Here is a 17513-nt window from a genome sequence, read left to right as displayed (position 1 = left end):
ATGGCTAAAACGTTATATGAAAAATTATTCGACGCTCATGTAGTCTATGAAGCACCGAACGAAACCCCGCTGTTGTATATCGACAGACACCTGGTCCATGAAGTGACCTCCCCGCAGGCGTTTGATGGCCTGCGTGCACACGGTCGTCCGGTGCGTCAGCCGGGCAAAACCATCGCCACCATGGATCATAACGTCTCGACCCAAACAAAAGACATCAATGCCTGCGGTGATATGGCGCGTATTCAGATGCAGGAACTGATTAAAAACTGCAAAGAATTTGGCGTGGAGCTGTACGACCTGAACCATCCGTATCAGGGCATTGTGCACGTTATGGGGCCAGAGCAAGGCGTTACCCTGCCGGGAATGACCATCGTCTGCGGCGATTCCCATACCGCCACCCACGGCGCGTTTGGCGCACTGGCGTTTGGTATTGGTACGTCTGAAGTTGAACATGTGCTGGCGACCCAAACCCTGAAACAGGGCCGCGCCAGAACCATGAAGATTGAAGTCAAAGGCACTGCGGCACCGGGTATCACAGCGAAAGATATCGTGCTGGCGATTATCGGTAAAACCGGCAGCGCAGGCGGCACCGGCCACGTCGTTGAGTTTTGTGGCGACGCAATTCGCGCCCTGAGCATGGAAGGTCGCATGACCCTGTGCAACATGGCCATTGAATTAGGCGCCAAAGCAGGGATCGTCGCACCGGATGAAACTACCTTTAACTATGTGAAAGGCCGTCTGCATGCGCCGAAAGGCAAAGATTTTGACGATGCGGTGGAATACTGGAAGACACTGAAAACTGACGCCGATGCCTCCTTTGATACCATCGTGACCTTGCAGGCTGAAGAGATTGCCCCGCAGGTCACCTGGGGCACCAATCCTGGCCAGGTCATTTCTGTCACTGACAACATTCCCGATCCGGCCTCCTTTGCCGATCCGGTTGAACGTGCAAGCGCCGAAAAAGCGCTGGCCTACATGGGTCTGAAGCCAGGGATCCCGTTAACCGAAGTGGCGATCGATAAAGTGTTTATCGGTTCCTGCACCAACTCACGAATTGAAGATTTACGCGCCGCCGCGGTGGTGGCGAAAGGACGCAAAGTGGCTCCGGGCGTACAGGCGCTGGTTGTACCCGGCTCTGGTCCTGTGAAAGCACAGGCCGAAGCAGAAGGTCTGGATAAAATTTTCATCGAAGCAGGTTTTGAATGGCGTCTGCCTGGCTGCTCTATGTGCCTGGCGATGAACAACGATCGTCTGAACCCAGGCGAACGCTGCGCCTCAACCAGCAACCGTAACTTTGAAGGGCGTCAGGGCCGCGGTGGGCGTACCCATCTGGTGAGCCCGGCGATGGCAGCCGCTGCCGCCGTGACTGGTCATTTTGCCGACATTCGCAGCATCAAATAAGGAAACCACCATGGCAGAGAAATTTACCCAACATACCGGCCTGGTTGTTCCGCTGGATGCCGCCAACGTCGATACTGACGCGATTATCCCGAAGCAGTTTTTGCAGAAAGTCACCCGCACGGGCTTCGGCATCCATCTGTTTAACGACTGGCGTTTCCTGGATGAAAATGGGCAGCAGCCGAACCCAGAGTTTGTGCTGAACTTTCCGCAATACCAGGGCGCGTCAATTCTGTTGGCGCGGGAAAACTTCGGCTGCGGTTCATCGCGCGAGCACGCGCCGTGGGCGTTAACCGACTATGGCTTCAAAGTGGTCATCGCGCCGAGCTTTGCGGATATCTTCTACGGCAACAGCTTCAACAGCCAGTTACTGCCGGTGAAGCTGACCGATGAAGAAGTGGATGAGTTGTTTACGCTGGTACAGGCAAATCCGGGCATTCATTTTGAAGTAGATCTGGAAGCGCAGGTGGTGAAAGCAGGCGATAAAGCCTACAGCTTCCATATTGACGACTTCCGCCGCCACTGCATGCTGAATGGTCTGGATAGCATCGGACTGACGCTGCAACACGAAGAGGCGATAGCCGCTTACGAAGAGAAGCAGCTAGCGTTTATGCGTTAAACTCGCAATGCCGGATGGCGCTGCGCTTATCAGGCCTACAGGACGGTGCCATTTGTAGGCCGGATAAGGCGTACGCCGCCATCCGGCATTCCGCAAATCAAACGTCCTTCACCCGCCCGGTCATTACCAGCGTAACGAGAGAAATTGCGGCGATCACCCAATAGACCGCAAAGTGACCGTAGCTTTGTGCCACCGCCCCTTGAATCACCCCCGCCAGAATAACGCCTGTCGAAATACTGTTGGTAAATAAGGTGGTGGCAGAACCTGCCCTACCCGGCATCAGATCCTGAAACCAGAGCATCCCAATACCCGCGATAATGCCGATAAACACCGCGTTAAAAAGTTGCAGGGCCAGCAGTGCAGTCTGGCTATGAAAGAAAATCAGACCGAGATAAAACAACACGCCAGCCGCGACGGCGGTCACCATCATCCGACGTTTGCCCAAGCGTTTGACATAATAGCCTGCGAGGATCATCGCCGGGATCTCCAGCCCGGCAGCGGTGCCCATCAGGATGCCGGCAAGTTTATCCGGCAGTCCAAGCTCCGCACTGATCCATAACGGCATATCAATGATGTACATGGTGTTGCAGGTCCACATCAGGGTGGAGGCGATAAACAACATCCGCACGTTTTTATCCTGCCAGCCGCCAACCTGAGTGACCGGCACATCCGCCTGCGGCTCAACCCGCGCTACCGAGGGCAGCATAAGCGCAATCAGCAGGAAACTGATGGCGAAAATCCCGGCGGCAATCGCAAACATCACCGTAAAGCCATAATTTAACGCCAACATGAAGGCCAGCGGCGGACCAATGACCCATGCCAGCGAAAGTTGCGCACGCATGACTGAGCTGAACATCACCACTTCGCGCGCCGAGCTATCGGCGTATTCACGCGCCAGTGCAAACAACTGCGGCATGGCCGTATTCGCCAGCGAGGCCAGCAGTACGCCGCAGGTGATCAGTGTGAGGTAATGACGATTAAAGGCAAACAGCAGCGCATTCCCGATGGCCATCAGGCAGCAAAACATAATGAGCTTGCGGCGGTCACCCTGGCTGTCGGAGCGTTTAGCCAGCGCCAGGCTGACCCCAATCCCGGCAATGGCGTTAACCGTGTAAAACAACCCAACCCAAAACGGCTGCGCACCCACCTCGCGACTGAGAAACAGGCTCAGCGTCGGTGCCTGCAATGCGCCAGCGATACCCATCATAAATGCGACCAGCATAAACGCTGCGTAAACACCGTTGAGACGTCGTCCCATCGTCATTAACCAGAACATAGTGGAATCCTTTAAGCACAACGGAAGCAAAAAAAGCCAGCAGAGAGGATCTGCTGGCGGGTGATTTTACACCAATACTCAGTCACACATGATGTCTGCAATTCAGAGGTCAGGCTGTCACCTCCCACTGCATCAGTTCTTCCAGCATCTTTAAGCGCTGCGGCGCGCTCGGCCAGGCCAACCAGGACAACCCTTCTGTCGCGGTAAAGTACGTTTTAAAGAACTGGCGCATTGATGACCTCTTCATTGTGCTTCATCGGATTCTATTATTGGCCTAATATAGGGATAATAAAATTGCTGAGTTTTTGGCGGGAGTTCCCCTTTTATGTCCTCAGGTCGGCTGCAACAACAGTTCATTCGTTTATGGCAATGCTGCGATGGTAAAACGCAGGACACCACGCTTAATGAGCTTGCAGACCTGCTCAGCTGCTCACGACGCCATATGCGAACGCTGCTCAACACCATGCAGGAACGCGGCTGGCTGACGTGGGAAGCTGAAGTCGGGCGCGGAAAACGCTCACGTCTGACCTTCCTCTATACCGGGCTGGCGCTCCAGCAACAGCGGGCGGAAGACCTGCTGGAACAGGATCGCATTGACCAACTGGTGCAACTGGTCGGCGACAAAACCGCCGTGCGCCAGATGCTTATTTCTCATCTGGGCCGCAGCTTTCGCCAGGGTAGACACATCCTGCGCATTCTCTACTATCGCCCGATGCCCAACCTGCTACCGGGCACGGCTCTGCGTCGCTCAGAAACGCATATTGCCCGCCAAATCTTCAGTTCGTTAATCCGCGTAAATGAGGAAAAAGGGGAACTGGAAGCTGATATTGCCCATCACTGGCAGCAAATTTCCCCATTACACTGGCGATTTTTCCTGCGACCGGGGATCCAGTTTCATCATGGCCGCGAACTGGAGATGGACGATGTTATCTCTTCACTTACGCGGATTCGGACGCTACCGCTTTATACGCACATCAGCGAAATTGTGTCGCCAACACACTGGACATTAGATATCACGCTTTCCCAACCGGACCGCTGGTTTCCGTGGCTGCTCGGTCAGGTGCCCGCAATGATTCTGCCGCGCGAGTGGGAGACGTTGAACAATTTTTCCAGCCATCCCATTGGTACCGGCCCTTATGCGGTAATGCGTAACACCCGCAATCAGCTCAAAATTCACGCCTTTGACGACTACTTTGGCTACCGTGCGCTGATTGATGAAGTTAACGTCTGGGTCCTTCCTGATATTGGCGAGGAACCGAACGGCGGTTTAACGCTGAAGGGGCCGGTGGAAGACGAAAAAGCCATTGAAAGTCGCCTGGAAGAGGGGTGTTATTATCTCCTCTTCGACGCCAGAACCCATCGGGGCGCAAATAGTGAGGTCCGGGAATGGGTAAGTCGGGTTCTGTCACCCAGCAATTTACTCTATTGCGCCGACGAGCAGAACCAGCGGCATTGGTTCCCTGCTTACGGTCTGCTCCCCCGCTGGCACCACGCGCGCCCAGGACACGGCGAAAAACCCGCCGGGCTGGAAACCCTCACGCTGACCTACTATCGCGAACATGTTGAGCATCAGATCATTGCACAGATCATGAGTCAGTTACTGGCTGAACAGCAGGTTAAGCTGGAAATCCAGGAGATCGACTACGATCAGTGGCACGCCGGGGAAATTGAAAGTGATATCTGGCTGAACAGCGCCAACTTCACACTCCCGCTGGACTTCTCATTATTTGCGCACCTGTGTGAAGTTCCGCTGTTGCAAAACTGTATCCCAATAGACTGGGAAGCGGATGCTACACGCTGGCGTACTGGTGAGATGAACCTGGCAACATGGTGCCAGCAGCTGCTTGCCAGCAAAGCAATTGTACCGCTGATCCACCACTGGCTGATTATTCAGGGACAGCGCAGTATGCGTGGTTTACGCATGAACACCCTCGGCTGGTTCGACTTTAAATCAGCGTGGTTTGCGCCACCAGACCCATGATTGCTGCTTAGCAACAAAATCATTACACTAGGCCGTTCTCAACGGGGTGCCAGATAAAACTACGCAGAAGCAGCGTGAAGAATGATGCGTAGGGGCTGAGAAATACCCGTCGAACCTGATCCGGATAATGCCGGCGAAGGGATTTGAGGCTAGCGCTCAAAATCCTTTGCCACCCATCTATTGAGGTGCAAAGTGTTAAAAAAATATCTTCCATTCTTACTCCTGTGTGCAGCGCCCGCTTTCGCTAAGCCCGTGCTTACCGTCTATACCTACGACTCGTTCGCCGCCGACTGGGGCCCTGGTCCGTCAGTCAAAAAAGCCTTTGAAGCCGACTGCAACTGCGAACTGAAACTGGTCGCGCTGGAAGATGGCGTTTCGCTGCTCAACCGTCTGCGCATGGAAGGGAAAAACAGCAAAGCTGACGTGGTACTGGGGCTCGACAATAACCTGGTTGAAGCAGCCACGCAGACGGGTCTGTTCACAAAAAGCGGCATCGCCAGCGACACCGTCAACGTACCTGGCGGCTGGACGAATGACACCTTCGTGCCGTTCGATTACGGCTATTTCGCCTTCGTTTACGACAAAAACAAACTCAAAAATCCACCGAAGAGCCTGAAGGAACTGGTGGAGAGCGACCAGAAGTGGCGGGTGATTTATCAGGATCCGCGCACCAGCACGCCGGGACTCGGCCTGCTGCTGTGGATGCAGAAAGTCTATGGCGATAAAGTACCGGAAGCCTGGCAGAAGCTGACGGCCAAAACGGTCACCGTGACCAAAGGCTGGAGCGAAGCCTATGGTCTGTTCCTGAAAGGGGAAAGCGATCTGGTGCTGAGCTATACCACCTCCCCGGCTTACCATCTTATCGAAGAGAAAAAAGATCACTACGCTGCCGCGAACTTCAGTGAAGGCCATTATTTGCAGGTCGAAGTGGCGGCACGGACTGCGGCAAGTAAACAGCCGGAACTGGCAGAGAAATTCCTGGCGTTTATGGTCTCACCCGCATTCCAGAACGCGATCCCGACCGGCAACTGGATGTATCCCGTAACAAATATCCCTCTTCCAGCCGGGTTCGACCAACTCACCAAACCCACCACCACGCTGCAATTTACACCAGCCGAAGTGGCAGCTCAGCGTCAATCATGGATTAGCGAATGGCAACGCGCCGTCAGCCGTTAATTCCTGGCTGGCTGATTCCAGGGATATCCGCCGCCGCGCTGATGGTGGCGGTGGCCCTTGCCGCGTTTCTGGCACTATGGCTCAATGCGCCGCAGGGAGAATGGTTCGCGCTCTGGCAGGACAGTTACCTGTGGCACGTAGTGCGCTTTTCCTTCTGGCAGGCGTTTCTCTCCGCCGTGCTGTCGGTGGTGCCCGCGATTTTTCTTGCCCGTGCGCTCTACCGACGCCGTTTTCCTGGGCGTGAGATGCTGCTACGCCTGTGCGCAATGACACTGATCCTGCCGGTGCTGGTAGCGGTCTTTGGCATTCTCAGCGTCTATGGTCGTCAGGGCTGGCTGGCCTCACTCTGGCAGCTTTTCGGCCTGGAATGGACGTTTTCCCCCTACGGGCTCCAGGGCATTTTACTGGCGCACGTCTTTTTTAATCTGCCGATGGCCAGTCGCCTGCTGTTGCAGTCGCTGGAAAATATCCCCGGCGAGCAGCGTCAGCTTGCTGCGCAGCTTGGCATGCGCGGCTGGCACTTCTTCCGCTTTGTCGAGTGGCCCTGGCTGCGTCGGCAAATCCCCCCCGTCGCCGCGCTGATCTTTATGCTCTGTTTTGCCAGCTTTGCTACCGTGCTGTCACTCGGCGGCGGCCCGCAGGCCACCACCATTGAACTGGCGATTTATCAGGCGTTGAGCTTTGACTACGATCCCGCGCGAGCGGCAATGCTGGCGCTGATCCAGATGGTGTGCTGCCTGATGCTGGTGCTGTTCAGTCAACGCCTGAGCAAAGCCATTGCACCGGGCAGCACGCTGGTTTACGGATGGCGCGATCCCGAACAACGTCTGCACAGTCGAGTGTCCGACACCGTGCTGATCGTTCTCGCGCTCCTGCTGTTATTGCCTCCGCTGCTGGCGGTGATCGTTGACGGGGTGAATCGTCATCTGCTCGATGTGCTCAGCCAACCGATATTATGGCAGGCGATCGGCACCTCTTTACGCATTGCACTGGCAGCGGGCCTGCTGTGCGTCATCCTTACCATGATGCTGCTGTGGAGCAGTCGCGAACTGCGTGCGCGCCAACATTTGCTGGCAGGACAAACGCTGGAACTCAGCGGCATGCTGATCCTCGCAATGCCGGGTATTGTGCTGGCAACGGGCTTTTTCCTGCTGCTCAACAACACGATTGGCCTGCCAGAATCGGCTGATGGCATAGTGATTTTCACCAATGCGCTCATGGCGATCCCCTATGCAATCAAGGTGCTGGAAAACCCGATGCGTGACGTTACCGCCCGTTATACGATGCTCTGCCAGTCGCTGGGCATTGAGGGCTGGAAGCGGTTAAAGGTGGTAGAACTGCGCGCGTTGAAGCGCCCGTTGACGCAGGCGCTGGCCTTTGCCTGTGTTTTATCCATTGGCGATTTTGGCGTGGTGGCCCTGTTTGGCAACGATGATTTCCGCACCCTGCCCTTTTATCTGTATCAGCAAATTGGCTCCTATCGCAGCCAGGACGGCGCGGTGACCGCGCTGGCGTTGCTAATACTGTGCTTTATCTTATTTACCGTCATTGAGAAGTTACCGGGGCGACATGCTAAAACTGACTGATATCACCTGGCTTTATCACCATTTGCCGATGCGCTTTACGCTATCGGTGGAAAAAGGGGAACAGGTGGCCATTCTGGGACCGAGCGGGGCGGGGAAAAGCACCCTGCTGAATTTAATCGCCGGTTTCATCTCCCCGGCCAGTGGAAGCCTGCAAATCGAAGGTGAAGATCACACCTCAACGCCGCCTTCTCGTCGTCCGGTTTCGATGCTGTTTCAGGAAAATAACCTGTTCAGCCATTTGAATGTACAGCAAAACATTGGACTGGGACTGGATCCCGGGTTGAAGTTAAGCGCCTCGCAGCGTGAAAAGATGCAACACATCGCTCGGCAAATGGGGATAGGTGAGTTAATGCAGCGTCTGCCCGGCGAGCTTTCCGGCGGTCAACGCCAGAGGGTTGCTCTGGCACGCTGTCTGGTACGCGAGCAACCGGTGCTGCTGCTCGATGAGCCATTTTCCGCACTTGACCCCGCGCTACGCCAGGAAATGCTCACGCTGGTGAGCGACGTCTGCCGCGAGCGGCAGTTGACCTTGCTAATGGTTTCTCACAGTGTGGAAGATGCGGCGCGTATTGCTCCGCGCTCAGTGGTTGTCGCAGACGGACGGATCGCCTGGCAGGGAGAAACGGATGAGCTACTCAGCGGCAGGGCCAGCGCCTCGGTATTGTTGGGAATAAGGGGTTGAGTACGTTGCCGGATGGCGGCTTCGCCTTATCCGGCCTACGACAGCGCGGCCTGTTGGCCGGATAAGGCGCTAAAAGCCCACAACTTTCTGCAAGATATCGATGTACATCGGCATTAGCGGATGACGTATCAGCATCACCAGCGCCACCATTCCCGCGCCGAAAACCACCGGAGCCAGAACGAACAGACGCCCTTTTGGCAGATAGCGCGTTAAGCGATCGGTCGCCGCTTTGCCACTGCGCCACAGACGCCAGAACAACCAACCGCCCACCCACAGCAATATAGCCGTTGCCAGCAGCAGCCATTTAAATTCGCCGCTTTGCATACCCGCCGGGATATCAATCGCTGCCCCAGCCAGTATCCCCGGGAATAAGTAAAACGGCGGCCAGAGCAGGCAGCCGACAATGTTGGGCGTGATGAACTTGCGCACAGGGAGATCGAGCATACCGGCGACCATTGGCACCAGCGGACGCGTGGGTCCCACAAACCGCCCCACCAGGATCGTGAACATGCTGTGCTGATGCAGGGCATGCTCGGTTTTATCGAGCAGTGCCTTGTTCTTTTTCATGAACGACCAGCGATGCAGCGGCTTTTTAAAGCGCCAGCCCAGCCAGAACGAGATCCAGTCTCCGAGCAGACAACCTATCGTACCCGCCAGCCACGCATGCCAGAAATTCAGCTCGCCGCTGCCGATTAACGCACCCAGTCCGGCCATCATTACCGTACCGGGTAAAATCAGACCGACCAGCGCCAGTGATTCCAGAAAGGCCACCAGCGCCACAGCAATCAAAGAGTACATGGCCGACTGGAGAATAAAGTGTTCCAGCAATGCTTGCATAATTCGCCCGTCAGATTTACGAAGCTGGGATTCTGCAAACCAGGAGTTGCTTCGTCAAGACACTATTTATCTGAATAGTTACAGGTTATGACATCTTAACCGACACATCATTCACTTTTTCCTCACATCCGGCGCGGAACTCGCTCGGACTGGCCCCGGTACATTTTTTAAAAACCCGCGAAAAATAGAGTTGGTCATCAAAGCCAACATTGCGCCCAACAGTGGCTATCGGCATTCGCGTCGTGCTGAGCAGCAGTTTCGCCTGGCTGATGCGTTGATCTTCACGCCAGCTTAATACGCTGATCCCCAACTGCTGGCGAAACAGATGCGACAAACGCGACGGAGACAGACACACATGCTGGGCGACGCTGGCAATATCAAAATGGCTGTCCGCCAGATGGTCGCTAATATACTGGCAGGCATCACGCACGCGATTATCCATCGGTGGATGCAGCGATTCGTTGATTGCCTCCATCCTGCGCAACAGCAGTTGCTCAAGCAGGTTAATCGCCAGCAATTCTGAGTAGCGCCCTTCCCCTTGCCCGGCGCTGATAATCTGCCCAAAGAGTTCATTAAAGTCCGGCTGATGGGCCTCATCCGGGCGGAAAAAACCGGTCTGGGCAAAGATGGTCGGCCAGGTCAGCCACTCCTGCCAGTAGGCACGTGGCCGAAAGTAAACCCACTGGTGGTACCACTCGCTGGCGTCGGGATGGCGACCGTAATGGTGAATTTCGCCCGGCGGAAACAAAATGATATCGCCAGGTCGACAGGTAAATTGCTTGCCGTGGTTTTTGATCACCCCCTCGCCACGAATGGTGAGATTGAGAATATACCCCTTCATCCCCAACGGACGATCGATAAAGAAATCCAGATAGCTATTGGCGTCGATCGGCGTTAAGCCCGCCACCAGATGCGCGTTAAACGAGTACCCCGGCAGGAGGGGATCATTTTGCGGTTCAGCCATAAATTCACTTCTCCTGACTGTCTTTGAGGAAACAAATTGTCCATATTCCACAGAACGGTGGCGTCAGCGCCTTGTCGCGCCAGCCCCGGGGCTTCAACGAACCTTTAACCCCGCTTGTGAAAAGCATTTTGTAACATTTAAGCGCAACGAAAGCCGCCAAAACGACTAACAAAAGTGTCTATAACTACGGCAGAAATGTCCACATTGATTCTTTGCACAGCGTCACACTTTGCGATGCCCTAGCATTTTTATCCATAAGATTAGCGGATCCTGCCTGACGGTTTTTATCCCCACTCACTACTGTTTATCCATACCCGTATCTCTGGATGGAGTAAGACGATGGCGATTGCAATTGGCCTCGATTTTGGTAGTGATTCTGTGCGAGCACTGGCGGTGGACTGCGCCACCGGTGAAGAGATCGCCACAAGTGTAGAGTGGTATCCGCGCTGGCAGGAAGGACGGTATTGCGACGGTCCAAATAACCGGTTTCGCCACCATCCCCGCGATTATATTGAATCAATGGAAGCGGCATTAAAAAGCGTTTTGGCTGCGCTTAGCGCCGCACAGCGTGCCGACGTCGTCGGGATTGGCGTTGACAGCACTGGCTCCACCCCTGCGCCCATTGACGCCGACGGCAACGTGCTGGCGCTCAGAGAGGAATTTGCCGAAAACCCGAACGCCATGTTCGTGCTGTGGAAAGACCACACCGCCGTAGAAGAGGCTGAAGCCATTACTCGCCTGTGCCACACGCCGGGCAAGACGGATTACTCGCGCTACATCGGCGGTATTTATTCCAGCGAATGGTTCTGGGCCAAAATCCTGCACGTGACTCGCGAGGATAGCGCCGTCGCCCAGGCTGCCGTTTCCTGGATTGAACTGTGCGACTGGGTACCCGCCCTGCTTTCGGGCACCACGCGCCCGCAGGCTATCCGCCGGGGCCGTTGTAGCGCCGGGCATAAATCACTGTGGCATGAAAGCTGGGGTGGGCTGCCGCCAGCCAGCTTCTTCGATGAACTCGATCCGCTCATCAACCGCCACCTGCAATACCCCTTGTTCAATGAAACATACACGGCCGATTTGCCCGTCGGAACACTGTGTGCCGACTGGGCCCAGCGTCTCGGCTTGCCAGAAAGCGTGGTGATTTCCGGTGGCGCGTTCGACTGCCATATGGGCGCGGTTGGCGCGGGGGCGCAGCCAAATGCGCTGGTGAAAGTCATTGGTACTTCGACCTGCGACATTCTGATTGCCGACAAAGCCTCGGTTGGCGAGCGCGCGGTTAAGGGCATTTGCGGCCAGGTCGACGGCAGCGTGGTGCCTGGATTCATTGGCCTCGAAGCCGGTCAGTCCGCCTTTGGTGACATTTATGCCTGGTTTGGCCGCATCCTTGGCTGGCCGCTGGAACAGCTTGCCGCGCAGCATCCGGAGCTGAAAGAGCAACTCAAAGCCAGTCAGAAACAGTTGCTGCCAGCGCTGACAGACGCGTGGGCGAAAAACCCGTCACTGGATCACCTGCCTGTGGTGCTCGACTGGTTCAACGGTCGCCGAACGCCGAATGCTAACCAGCGTCTGAAAGGGGTTATTACCGATTTGAATCTGGCTACCGACGCCCCGGCGCTGTTCGGCGGTTTGATTGCCGCCACTGCGTTTGGCGCACGCGCCATTATGGAATGCTTTACCGAACAAGGTATTGCGGTCAACAACGTCATGGCACTCGGCGGTATCGCCCGTAAGAACCAGGTCATCATGCAAGCCTGCTGCGACGTATTGAATCGCCCGCTGCAGATCGTCGCTTCCGACCAATGCTGCGCGCTGGGTGCGGCAATCTTTGCTGCCGTCGCCGCAAAAGTGCATGCCGATATTCCTGCCGCGCAGCAAAAAATGGCGAGCGCAGTGGAAAACACGCTGCAACCTAGACCTGAACAGGCGCAACGATTCGAACAGCTTTATCGCCGTTACCAGCAGTGGGCGGTAAGTGCTGAGCAACATTATCTTCCGACTGCCACCCCGGTAAACAAAGCGCCGGCTGACCAGGCAACCCTGACTCACTAAGGACACGACAATGACTATTTTTGATAATTATGAAGTGTGGTTTGTAATTGGCAGCCAACATCTGTACGGCCCGGAAACCCTGCGTCAGGTAACCCAGCACGCGGAACACGTCGTCAAGGCGTTGAACAGCGAAGCCAAACTGCCGTGCAAACTGGTGTTAAAACCGCTCGGCACGTCGCCGGATGAGATCACCCACATTTGCCGTGATGCCAACTACGACGATCGCTGTGCGGGACTGGTGGTCTGGCTGCACACCTTCTCGCCAGCCAAAATGTGGATCAACGGTCTGACGATCCTCAACAAGCCACTGCTGCAGTTCCATACCCAATTCAATGCCGCCCTGCCGTGGGACAGCATTGATATGGACTTTATGAACCTGAACCAGACCGCGCACGGCGGCCGCGAGTTCGGCTTCATCGGCGCACGTATGCGTCAGCAGCATTCAGTCGTTACCGGCCACTGGCAGGATAAGCAGGCTCACGAGCGTATTGGCTCCTGGATGCGCCACGCCGTGTCGAAACTGGACACCCGTAACCTGAAAGTGTGCCGTTTTGGCGACAACATGCGCGAAGTGGCAGTGACCGACGGCGATAAAGTTGCCGCGCAGATCAAATTCGGCTTCTCGGTGAACACCTGGGCGGTGGGCGATCTGGTGCAGGTGGTGAACTCCATCAGCAATGGGGATATCAACGCGCTAATCGACGAGTATGAGAGCAGCTATACCCTCACTCCCGCGACCCAGGTGCACGGCGAAAAGCGCCAGAATGTCTTCGAAGCGGCGCGTATTGAGCTGGGGATGAAACGCTTTCTTGAACAGGGTGGTTTCCACGCGTTCACAACCACCTTTGAAGATTTACACGGTCTGAAACAGCTTCCTGGACTGGCCGTGCAGCGTCTGATGCAGCAGGGCTACGGCTTTGCCGGTGAAGGCGACTGGAAAACTGCCGCTCTGCTTCGCATCATGAAGGTGATGTCAACCGGTCTGCAGGGCGGCACCTCGTTTATGGAGGATTACACCTACCACTTCGAGAAGGGCAACGATCTGGTGCTCGGCTCGCATATGCTGGAAGTGTGTCCGTCTATCGCCGTGAAAGAAAAACCGATCCTCGATGTCCAGCATCTCGGCATCGGCGGTAAAGACGATCCCGCGCGTCTGATCTTCAACACCCAAACAGGCCCGGCGGTTGTCGCCAGCCTGATCGATCTCGGCGATCGCTATCGCCTGCTGGTGAACTGCATCGATACCGTGAAAACGCCGCACTCCCTGCCGAAACTGCCGGTAGCTAACGCGCTGTGGAAAGCACAGCCGGATCTGCCAACCGCCTCCGAAGCGTGGATCCTGGCGGGCGGCGCGCACCATACCGTGTTCAGCCATGCGCTGGATCTGAACGACATGCGCCAGTTCGCGGAAATGCACGATATCGAAATCGCCGTCATTGATAACGATACTCGCCTGCCCGCCTTTAAAGACGCGCTGCGCTGGAATGACGTTTATTACGGTTTTAAACGCTAACAGTTGCCGGATGGCGGCGTAAAGGCCTAATCCGGCCTACGGGGATGTGCTTCCTGTAGGCCGGATTAGCGAAGCGCCATTGGGCAAGGAGATAAATATGCTCGAAGATCTCAAACGTCAGGTACTGGAAGCCAATCTGGCGCTGCCAAAGCATAACCTGGTCACTCTCACCTGGGGGAATGTTAGCGCGGTCGATCGTGAACGCGGTGTCTTTGTGATTAAACCCTCCGGCGTTGATTACAGCGTGATGAGCGCAGAAGACATGGTGGTTGTCAGTATCGCCACGGGGGAAGTGGTGGAAGGGATGAAAAAACCCTCCTCTGATACCCCCACCCATCGCCTGCTTTACCAGGCATTTCCGACCATTGGCGGCATTGTGCATACTCATTCGCGCCACGCCACCATCTGGGCGCAGGCCGGCCAGCCGATTCCGGCGACGGGGACGACCCACGCGGACTATTTCTACGGCACCATTCCCTGCACCCGCAAAATGACCGACGCGGAAATTAACGGCGAATACGAATGGGAGACAGGTAATGTGATCGTCGAAACCTTTGAAAAGCAGGGTATCGACGCCGCGCAGATGCCAGGGGTGCTGGTGCATTCTCACGGCCCCTTTGCGTGGGGGAAAAATGCCGAAGACGCGGTGCACAATGCGATAGTCCTCGAAGAAGTGGCCTATATGGGCATTTTCTGTCGCCAGCTCGCCCCGCAGCTACCCGATATGCAGCAAACCCTGCTGGATAAACACTATCTGCGCAAGCATGGCGCTAAAGCTTATTACGGCCAGTAAGTTTACTGTTAAAGGCCATATTTATCGGCCTACGGATATGTCCTTTGAACATTCAGCGCAGCCATTGCTGCGCGAATCATTCTTTTGCAGCAGATGCCGCAGATTACCTGTACAAAATAACAGTATCATCAACGAAACCAGGTTATAATTAACGCTGGTTTTTGGATGGGTAGATACCGTGGCGCAGGCTGGCTTTATTTTAACCCGACACTGGCGGGATACGTCGCAGGGAACAGAGGTGTCCTTCTGGCTGGCAACAGACGGCGGACCTTTGCTGGTTACCCTTGCGCCGCAGGAGTCGGTGGCGTTTATTCCCACTCATCAGGTCCCGCGCGTCAACTCGCTGTTAAATGGGGAAAACGGCTATCGCCTCACACCGCTCAGCCTCAAAGATTTTCATCGCCAGGCCGTTTCCGGCCTCTATTGCCGTTCCCATCGTCAGCTGATGCGTCTGGAAAAACTGCTGCGTGAAAATGGCGTGACGGTTTACGAAGGCGATGTGCGACCGCCTGAACGCTATCTGATGGAGCGTTTTATCACCTCGCCAGTGTGGGTGGACGGTGAAATGCGCAATGGGGCGCTGGTGAATGCGCGACTAAAACCCCATCCGGACTATCGTCCGCCGCTCAAATGGCTGTCGCTGGATATTGAAACTACCCGCCACGGCGAACTGTACAGCATCGGACTGGAAGGATGCGGTCAGCGCATCGTGTATATGCTCGGCCCGCCGAACGGTGACGCCTCCGCGCTGGACTTCCAACTTGAATACGTAGCCAGCCGTCCACAGCTGCTGGAAAAGTTAAACGAATGGATTGCCCGTCACGATCCGGATGTGATTATCGGCTGGAACGTGGTGCAGTTCGATCTGCGCGTCCTGCAAAAGCACGCCGAACGTTATCGTATTCCCCTACGCTTTGGCCGCGACAACAGTGAACTGGAGTGGCGCGAGCACGGTTTTAAGAATGGCGTATTCTTCGCCCAGGCCAAAGGGCGACTGATTATTGACGGCATTGAGGCGCTTAAATCCGCCTTCTGGAATTTCTCCTCATTTTCGCTGGAAACCGTCTCGCAGGAGCTGCTTGGCGAGGGTAAGTCGATCGACAACCCGTGGGATCGGATGGACGAAATCGATCGCCGTTTTGCGGAAGATAAGCCCGCACTTGCCACCTATAACCTCAAAGACTGTGAACTGGTGACGCGGATTTTCCACAAAACCGAGATCATGCCGTTTTTGTTAGAACGCTCGACGGTCAACGGGCTACCGGTCGATCGCCACGGCGGATCGGTCGCTGCGTTTGGGCATCTTTATTTCCCGCGTATGCACCGTGCCGGATACGTTGCGCCAAATCTGGGTGAAGTTCCGCCGCACGCCAGCCCCGGCGGTTACGTAATGGATTCGCGTCCCGGCCTGTACGATTCCGTACTGGTACTGGACTATAAAAGCCTTTACCCCTCGATTATCCGCACCTTTTTGATTGACCCGGTGGGCCTGGTAGAAGGTATGGCGCATCCTGACCCTGAACACAGCACTGAAGGGTTCCTCGACGCCTGGTTCTCGCGGGAAAAACACTGCCTGCCGGAGATCGTAACCCAGATCTGGCAAGGACGTGACGATGCCAAGCGACACGGCAACAAACCGCTGTCTCAGGCGCTGAAGATCATTATGAATGCTTTTTATGGCGTGCTCGGCACAACCGCCTGTCGCTTTTTCGATCCTCGTCTCGCCTCGTCGATCACTATGCGCGGCCATGCGATTATGCGCCAGACCAAAGCACTGATAGAAGCCCAGGGCTATGACGTCATCTACGGCGACACCGACTCCACCTTTGTCTGGCTGAAGCGTGCCCACACGGAAGAGGACGCCGCGAAAATCGGCCGCGCCCTGGTGAAGCACGTCAACGCCTGGTGGACGCAATCGCTACAGCAACAAAACCTGACCAGCGCGCTGGAACTGGAGTATGAAACGCATTTCTGCCGCTTCTTAATGCCCACCATTCGCGGGGCGGATACCGGCAGTAAAAAGCGCTACGCAGGCATGATCCAGGAAGGCGATACGCCGCGGATGGTGTTTAAAGGCCTGGAAACGGTGCGCACCGACTGGACGCCGCTGGCGCAACAGTTCCAGCAGGATCTTTATCTGCGGGTATTTCGTAACGAGCCGTATCAGGATTACGTTCGGGAGACGATCGATAAGCTCATGGCAGGGGAACTGGACGATCGGCTGGTGTATCGTAAACGCCTGCGCCGCCCGTTAAGTGAATACCAGCGCAACGTCCCACCGCACGTTCGCGCCGCGCGACTGGCGGATGAAGAAAACCTGAAGCGCGGGCGTCCGGCACAGTACCAAAATCGTGGTACTATCAAATACGTCTGGACGGTAAACGGCCCGGAGCCCCTTGATTATCAGCATTCAGCCCTGGACTACGAACACTACCTGACACGCCAGTTAGAACCCGTCGCGGAAGGAATTCTTCCGTTCGTTGATGATAACTTTGCTACACTACTGACAGGCCAATTAGGGTTATTTTGAAGCGTGACGAATCCGTCTTCATCCATTACCATAGCGCCCTTCCATTCCAGGACCCAACTCACCGTGCTGCCAACCCTTCTTTTGGCAGTGGGTAATTATTGCCTGCAAA

General features: G+C 55.7%; 14 protein-coding genes and 1 riboswitch. Of the genes, 10 read left to right on the top strand and 4 right to left on the bottom strand.

Translation table 11 applies throughout. The features are described from left to right. Both leuC and leuD read left to right on the top strand, forming a co-directional pair. Positions 1-1401 carry a 3-isopropylmalate dehydratase large subunit gene (gene leuC, locus HVY19_RS04060; protein ID WP_181683102.1) on the top strand — a complete coding sequence of 467 codons (1401 nt, stop codon included), beginning with the start codon at positions 1-3 and terminating at the stop codon, positions 1399-1401. Positions 1402-1411: 10 nt separating this feature from the next. Next, positions 1412-2017: a 3-isopropylmalate dehydratase small subunit gene (leuD, locus tag HVY19_RS04055; protein ID WP_181683101.1), complete on the top strand. Its 606-nt coding sequence runs from the start codon at positions 1412-1414 to the stop codon at positions 2015-2017. A 97-nt stretch (positions 2018-2114) separates the two neighbouring features. Here the strand turns inward: leuD and HVY19_RS04050 are convergent, their stop codons facing one another. Both HVY19_RS04050 and sgrT read right to left on the bottom strand, forming a co-directional pair. Beyond that, a complete protein-coding gene (locus tag HVY19_RS04050; protein WP_181683100.1) occupies positions 2115-3293 on the bottom strand; it encodes a sugar efflux transporter in 1179 nt (392 codons plus the stop codon). A gap of 109 nt (positions 3294-3402) precedes the next feature. Then, the gene (gene sgrT / locus HVY19_RS04045; RefSeq protein ID WP_181684212.1) at positions 3403-3525 is read right to left on the bottom strand and encodes a glucose uptake inhibitor SgrT; all 123 of its coding nucleotides are present in this window, start codon (positions 3523-3525) and stop codon (positions 3403-3405) included. Positions 3526-3618: 93 nt separating this feature from the next. Between sgrT and sgrR the strand changes: the two genes are divergently transcribed. From sgrR to thiQ, 4 genes are all read left to right on the top strand, one after another. Next, on the top strand, positions 3619-5274 hold the full coding sequence (gene sgrR, locus HVY19_RS04040) for an HTH-type transcriptional regulator SgrR (RefSeq protein ID WP_181683099.1): 1656 nt from the start codon (positions 3619-3621) through the stop codon (positions 5272-5274). 32 nt (positions 5275-5306) lie between these two features. Continuing rightward, positions 5307-5434, top strand: a riboswitch (TPP riboswitch). Positions 5435-5466: 32 nt separating this feature from the next. Then, on the top strand, positions 5467-6450 hold the full coding sequence (gene thiB / locus HVY19_RS04035; protein ID WP_181683098.1) for a thiamine ABC transporter substrate binding subunit: 984 nt from the start codon (positions 5467-5469) through the stop codon (positions 6448-6450). After that, positions 6426-8036 carry a thiamine/thiamine pyrophosphate ABC transporter permease ThiP gene (gene thiP / locus HVY19_RS04030; protein WP_181683097.1) on the top strand — a complete coding sequence of 537 codons (1611 nt, stop codon included), beginning with the start codon at positions 6426-6428 and terminating at the stop codon, positions 8034-8036. The genes thiB and thiP overlap by 25 nt, the downstream gene beginning before the upstream one ends. Then, positions 8020-8718, top strand: coding sequence for a thiamine ABC transporter ATP-binding protein ThiQ (gene thiQ, locus HVY19_RS04025; RefSeq protein WP_181683096.1), 699 nt, complete (start codon positions 8020-8022; stop codon positions 8716-8718). The genes thiP and thiQ overlap by 17 nt, the downstream gene beginning before the upstream one ends. Before the next feature lie 69 nt (positions 8719-8787). On the opposite strand, the gene HVY19_RS04020 is transcribed toward thiQ, so the two are convergent. Further along, positions 8788-9555 carry a DedA family protein gene (locus tag HVY19_RS04020; RefSeq protein WP_181683095.1) on the bottom strand — a complete coding sequence of 256 codons (768 nt, stop codon included), beginning with the start codon at positions 9553-9555 and terminating at the stop codon, positions 8788-8790. An 85-nt stretch (positions 9556-9640) separates the two neighbouring features. Next, positions 9641-10519 (bottom strand): arabinose operon transcriptional regulator AraC, encoded by an 879-nt coding sequence (gene araC / locus HVY19_RS04015; RefSeq protein WP_181683094.1) that lies wholly within the window; start codon positions 10517-10519, stop codon positions 9641-9643. A 339-nt stretch (positions 10520-10858) separates the two neighbouring features. Here araC and araB point away from each other — a divergent pair, with 339 nt between their 5' ends. The 4 genes from araB (at position 10859) to polB (ending at position 17404) form a co-directional block, all read left to right on the top strand. After that, the gene (gene araB / locus HVY19_RS04010; protein WP_181683093.1) at positions 10859-12568 is read left to right on the top strand and encodes a ribulokinase; all 1710 of its coding nucleotides are present in this window, start codon (positions 10859-10861) and stop codon (positions 12566-12568) included. A 10-nt stretch (positions 12569-12578) separates the two neighbouring features. Beyond that, on the top strand, positions 12579-14081 hold the full coding sequence (gene araA, locus HVY19_RS04005) for an L-arabinose isomerase (RefSeq protein WP_181683092.1): 1503 nt from the start codon (positions 12579-12581) through the stop codon (positions 14079-14081). Between the two features lie 97 nt (positions 14082-14178). Next, the gene (araD, locus tag HVY19_RS04000) at positions 14179-14874 is read left to right on the top strand and encodes an L-ribulose-5-phosphate 4-epimerase (RefSeq protein WP_181683091.1); all 696 of its coding nucleotides are present in this window, start codon (positions 14179-14181) and stop codon (positions 14872-14874) included. A 178-nt stretch (positions 14875-15052) separates the two neighbouring features. Further along, positions 15053-17404: a DNA polymerase II gene (gene polB, locus HVY19_RS03995; protein WP_181683090.1), complete on the top strand. Its 2352-nt coding sequence runs from the start codon at positions 15053-15055 to the stop codon at positions 17402-17404. Positions 17405-17513 lie beyond the last annotated feature (109 nt).

The organism is Citrobacter sp. RHB25-C09 (genome assembly GCF_013836145.1).
In the GTDB taxonomy this organism is placed as follows: Bacteria; Pseudomonadota; Gammaproteobacteria; order Enterobacterales; family Enterobacteriaceae; genus Citrobacter_A.
This window is presented reverse-complemented; position numbering and strand designations above follow the sequence as displayed.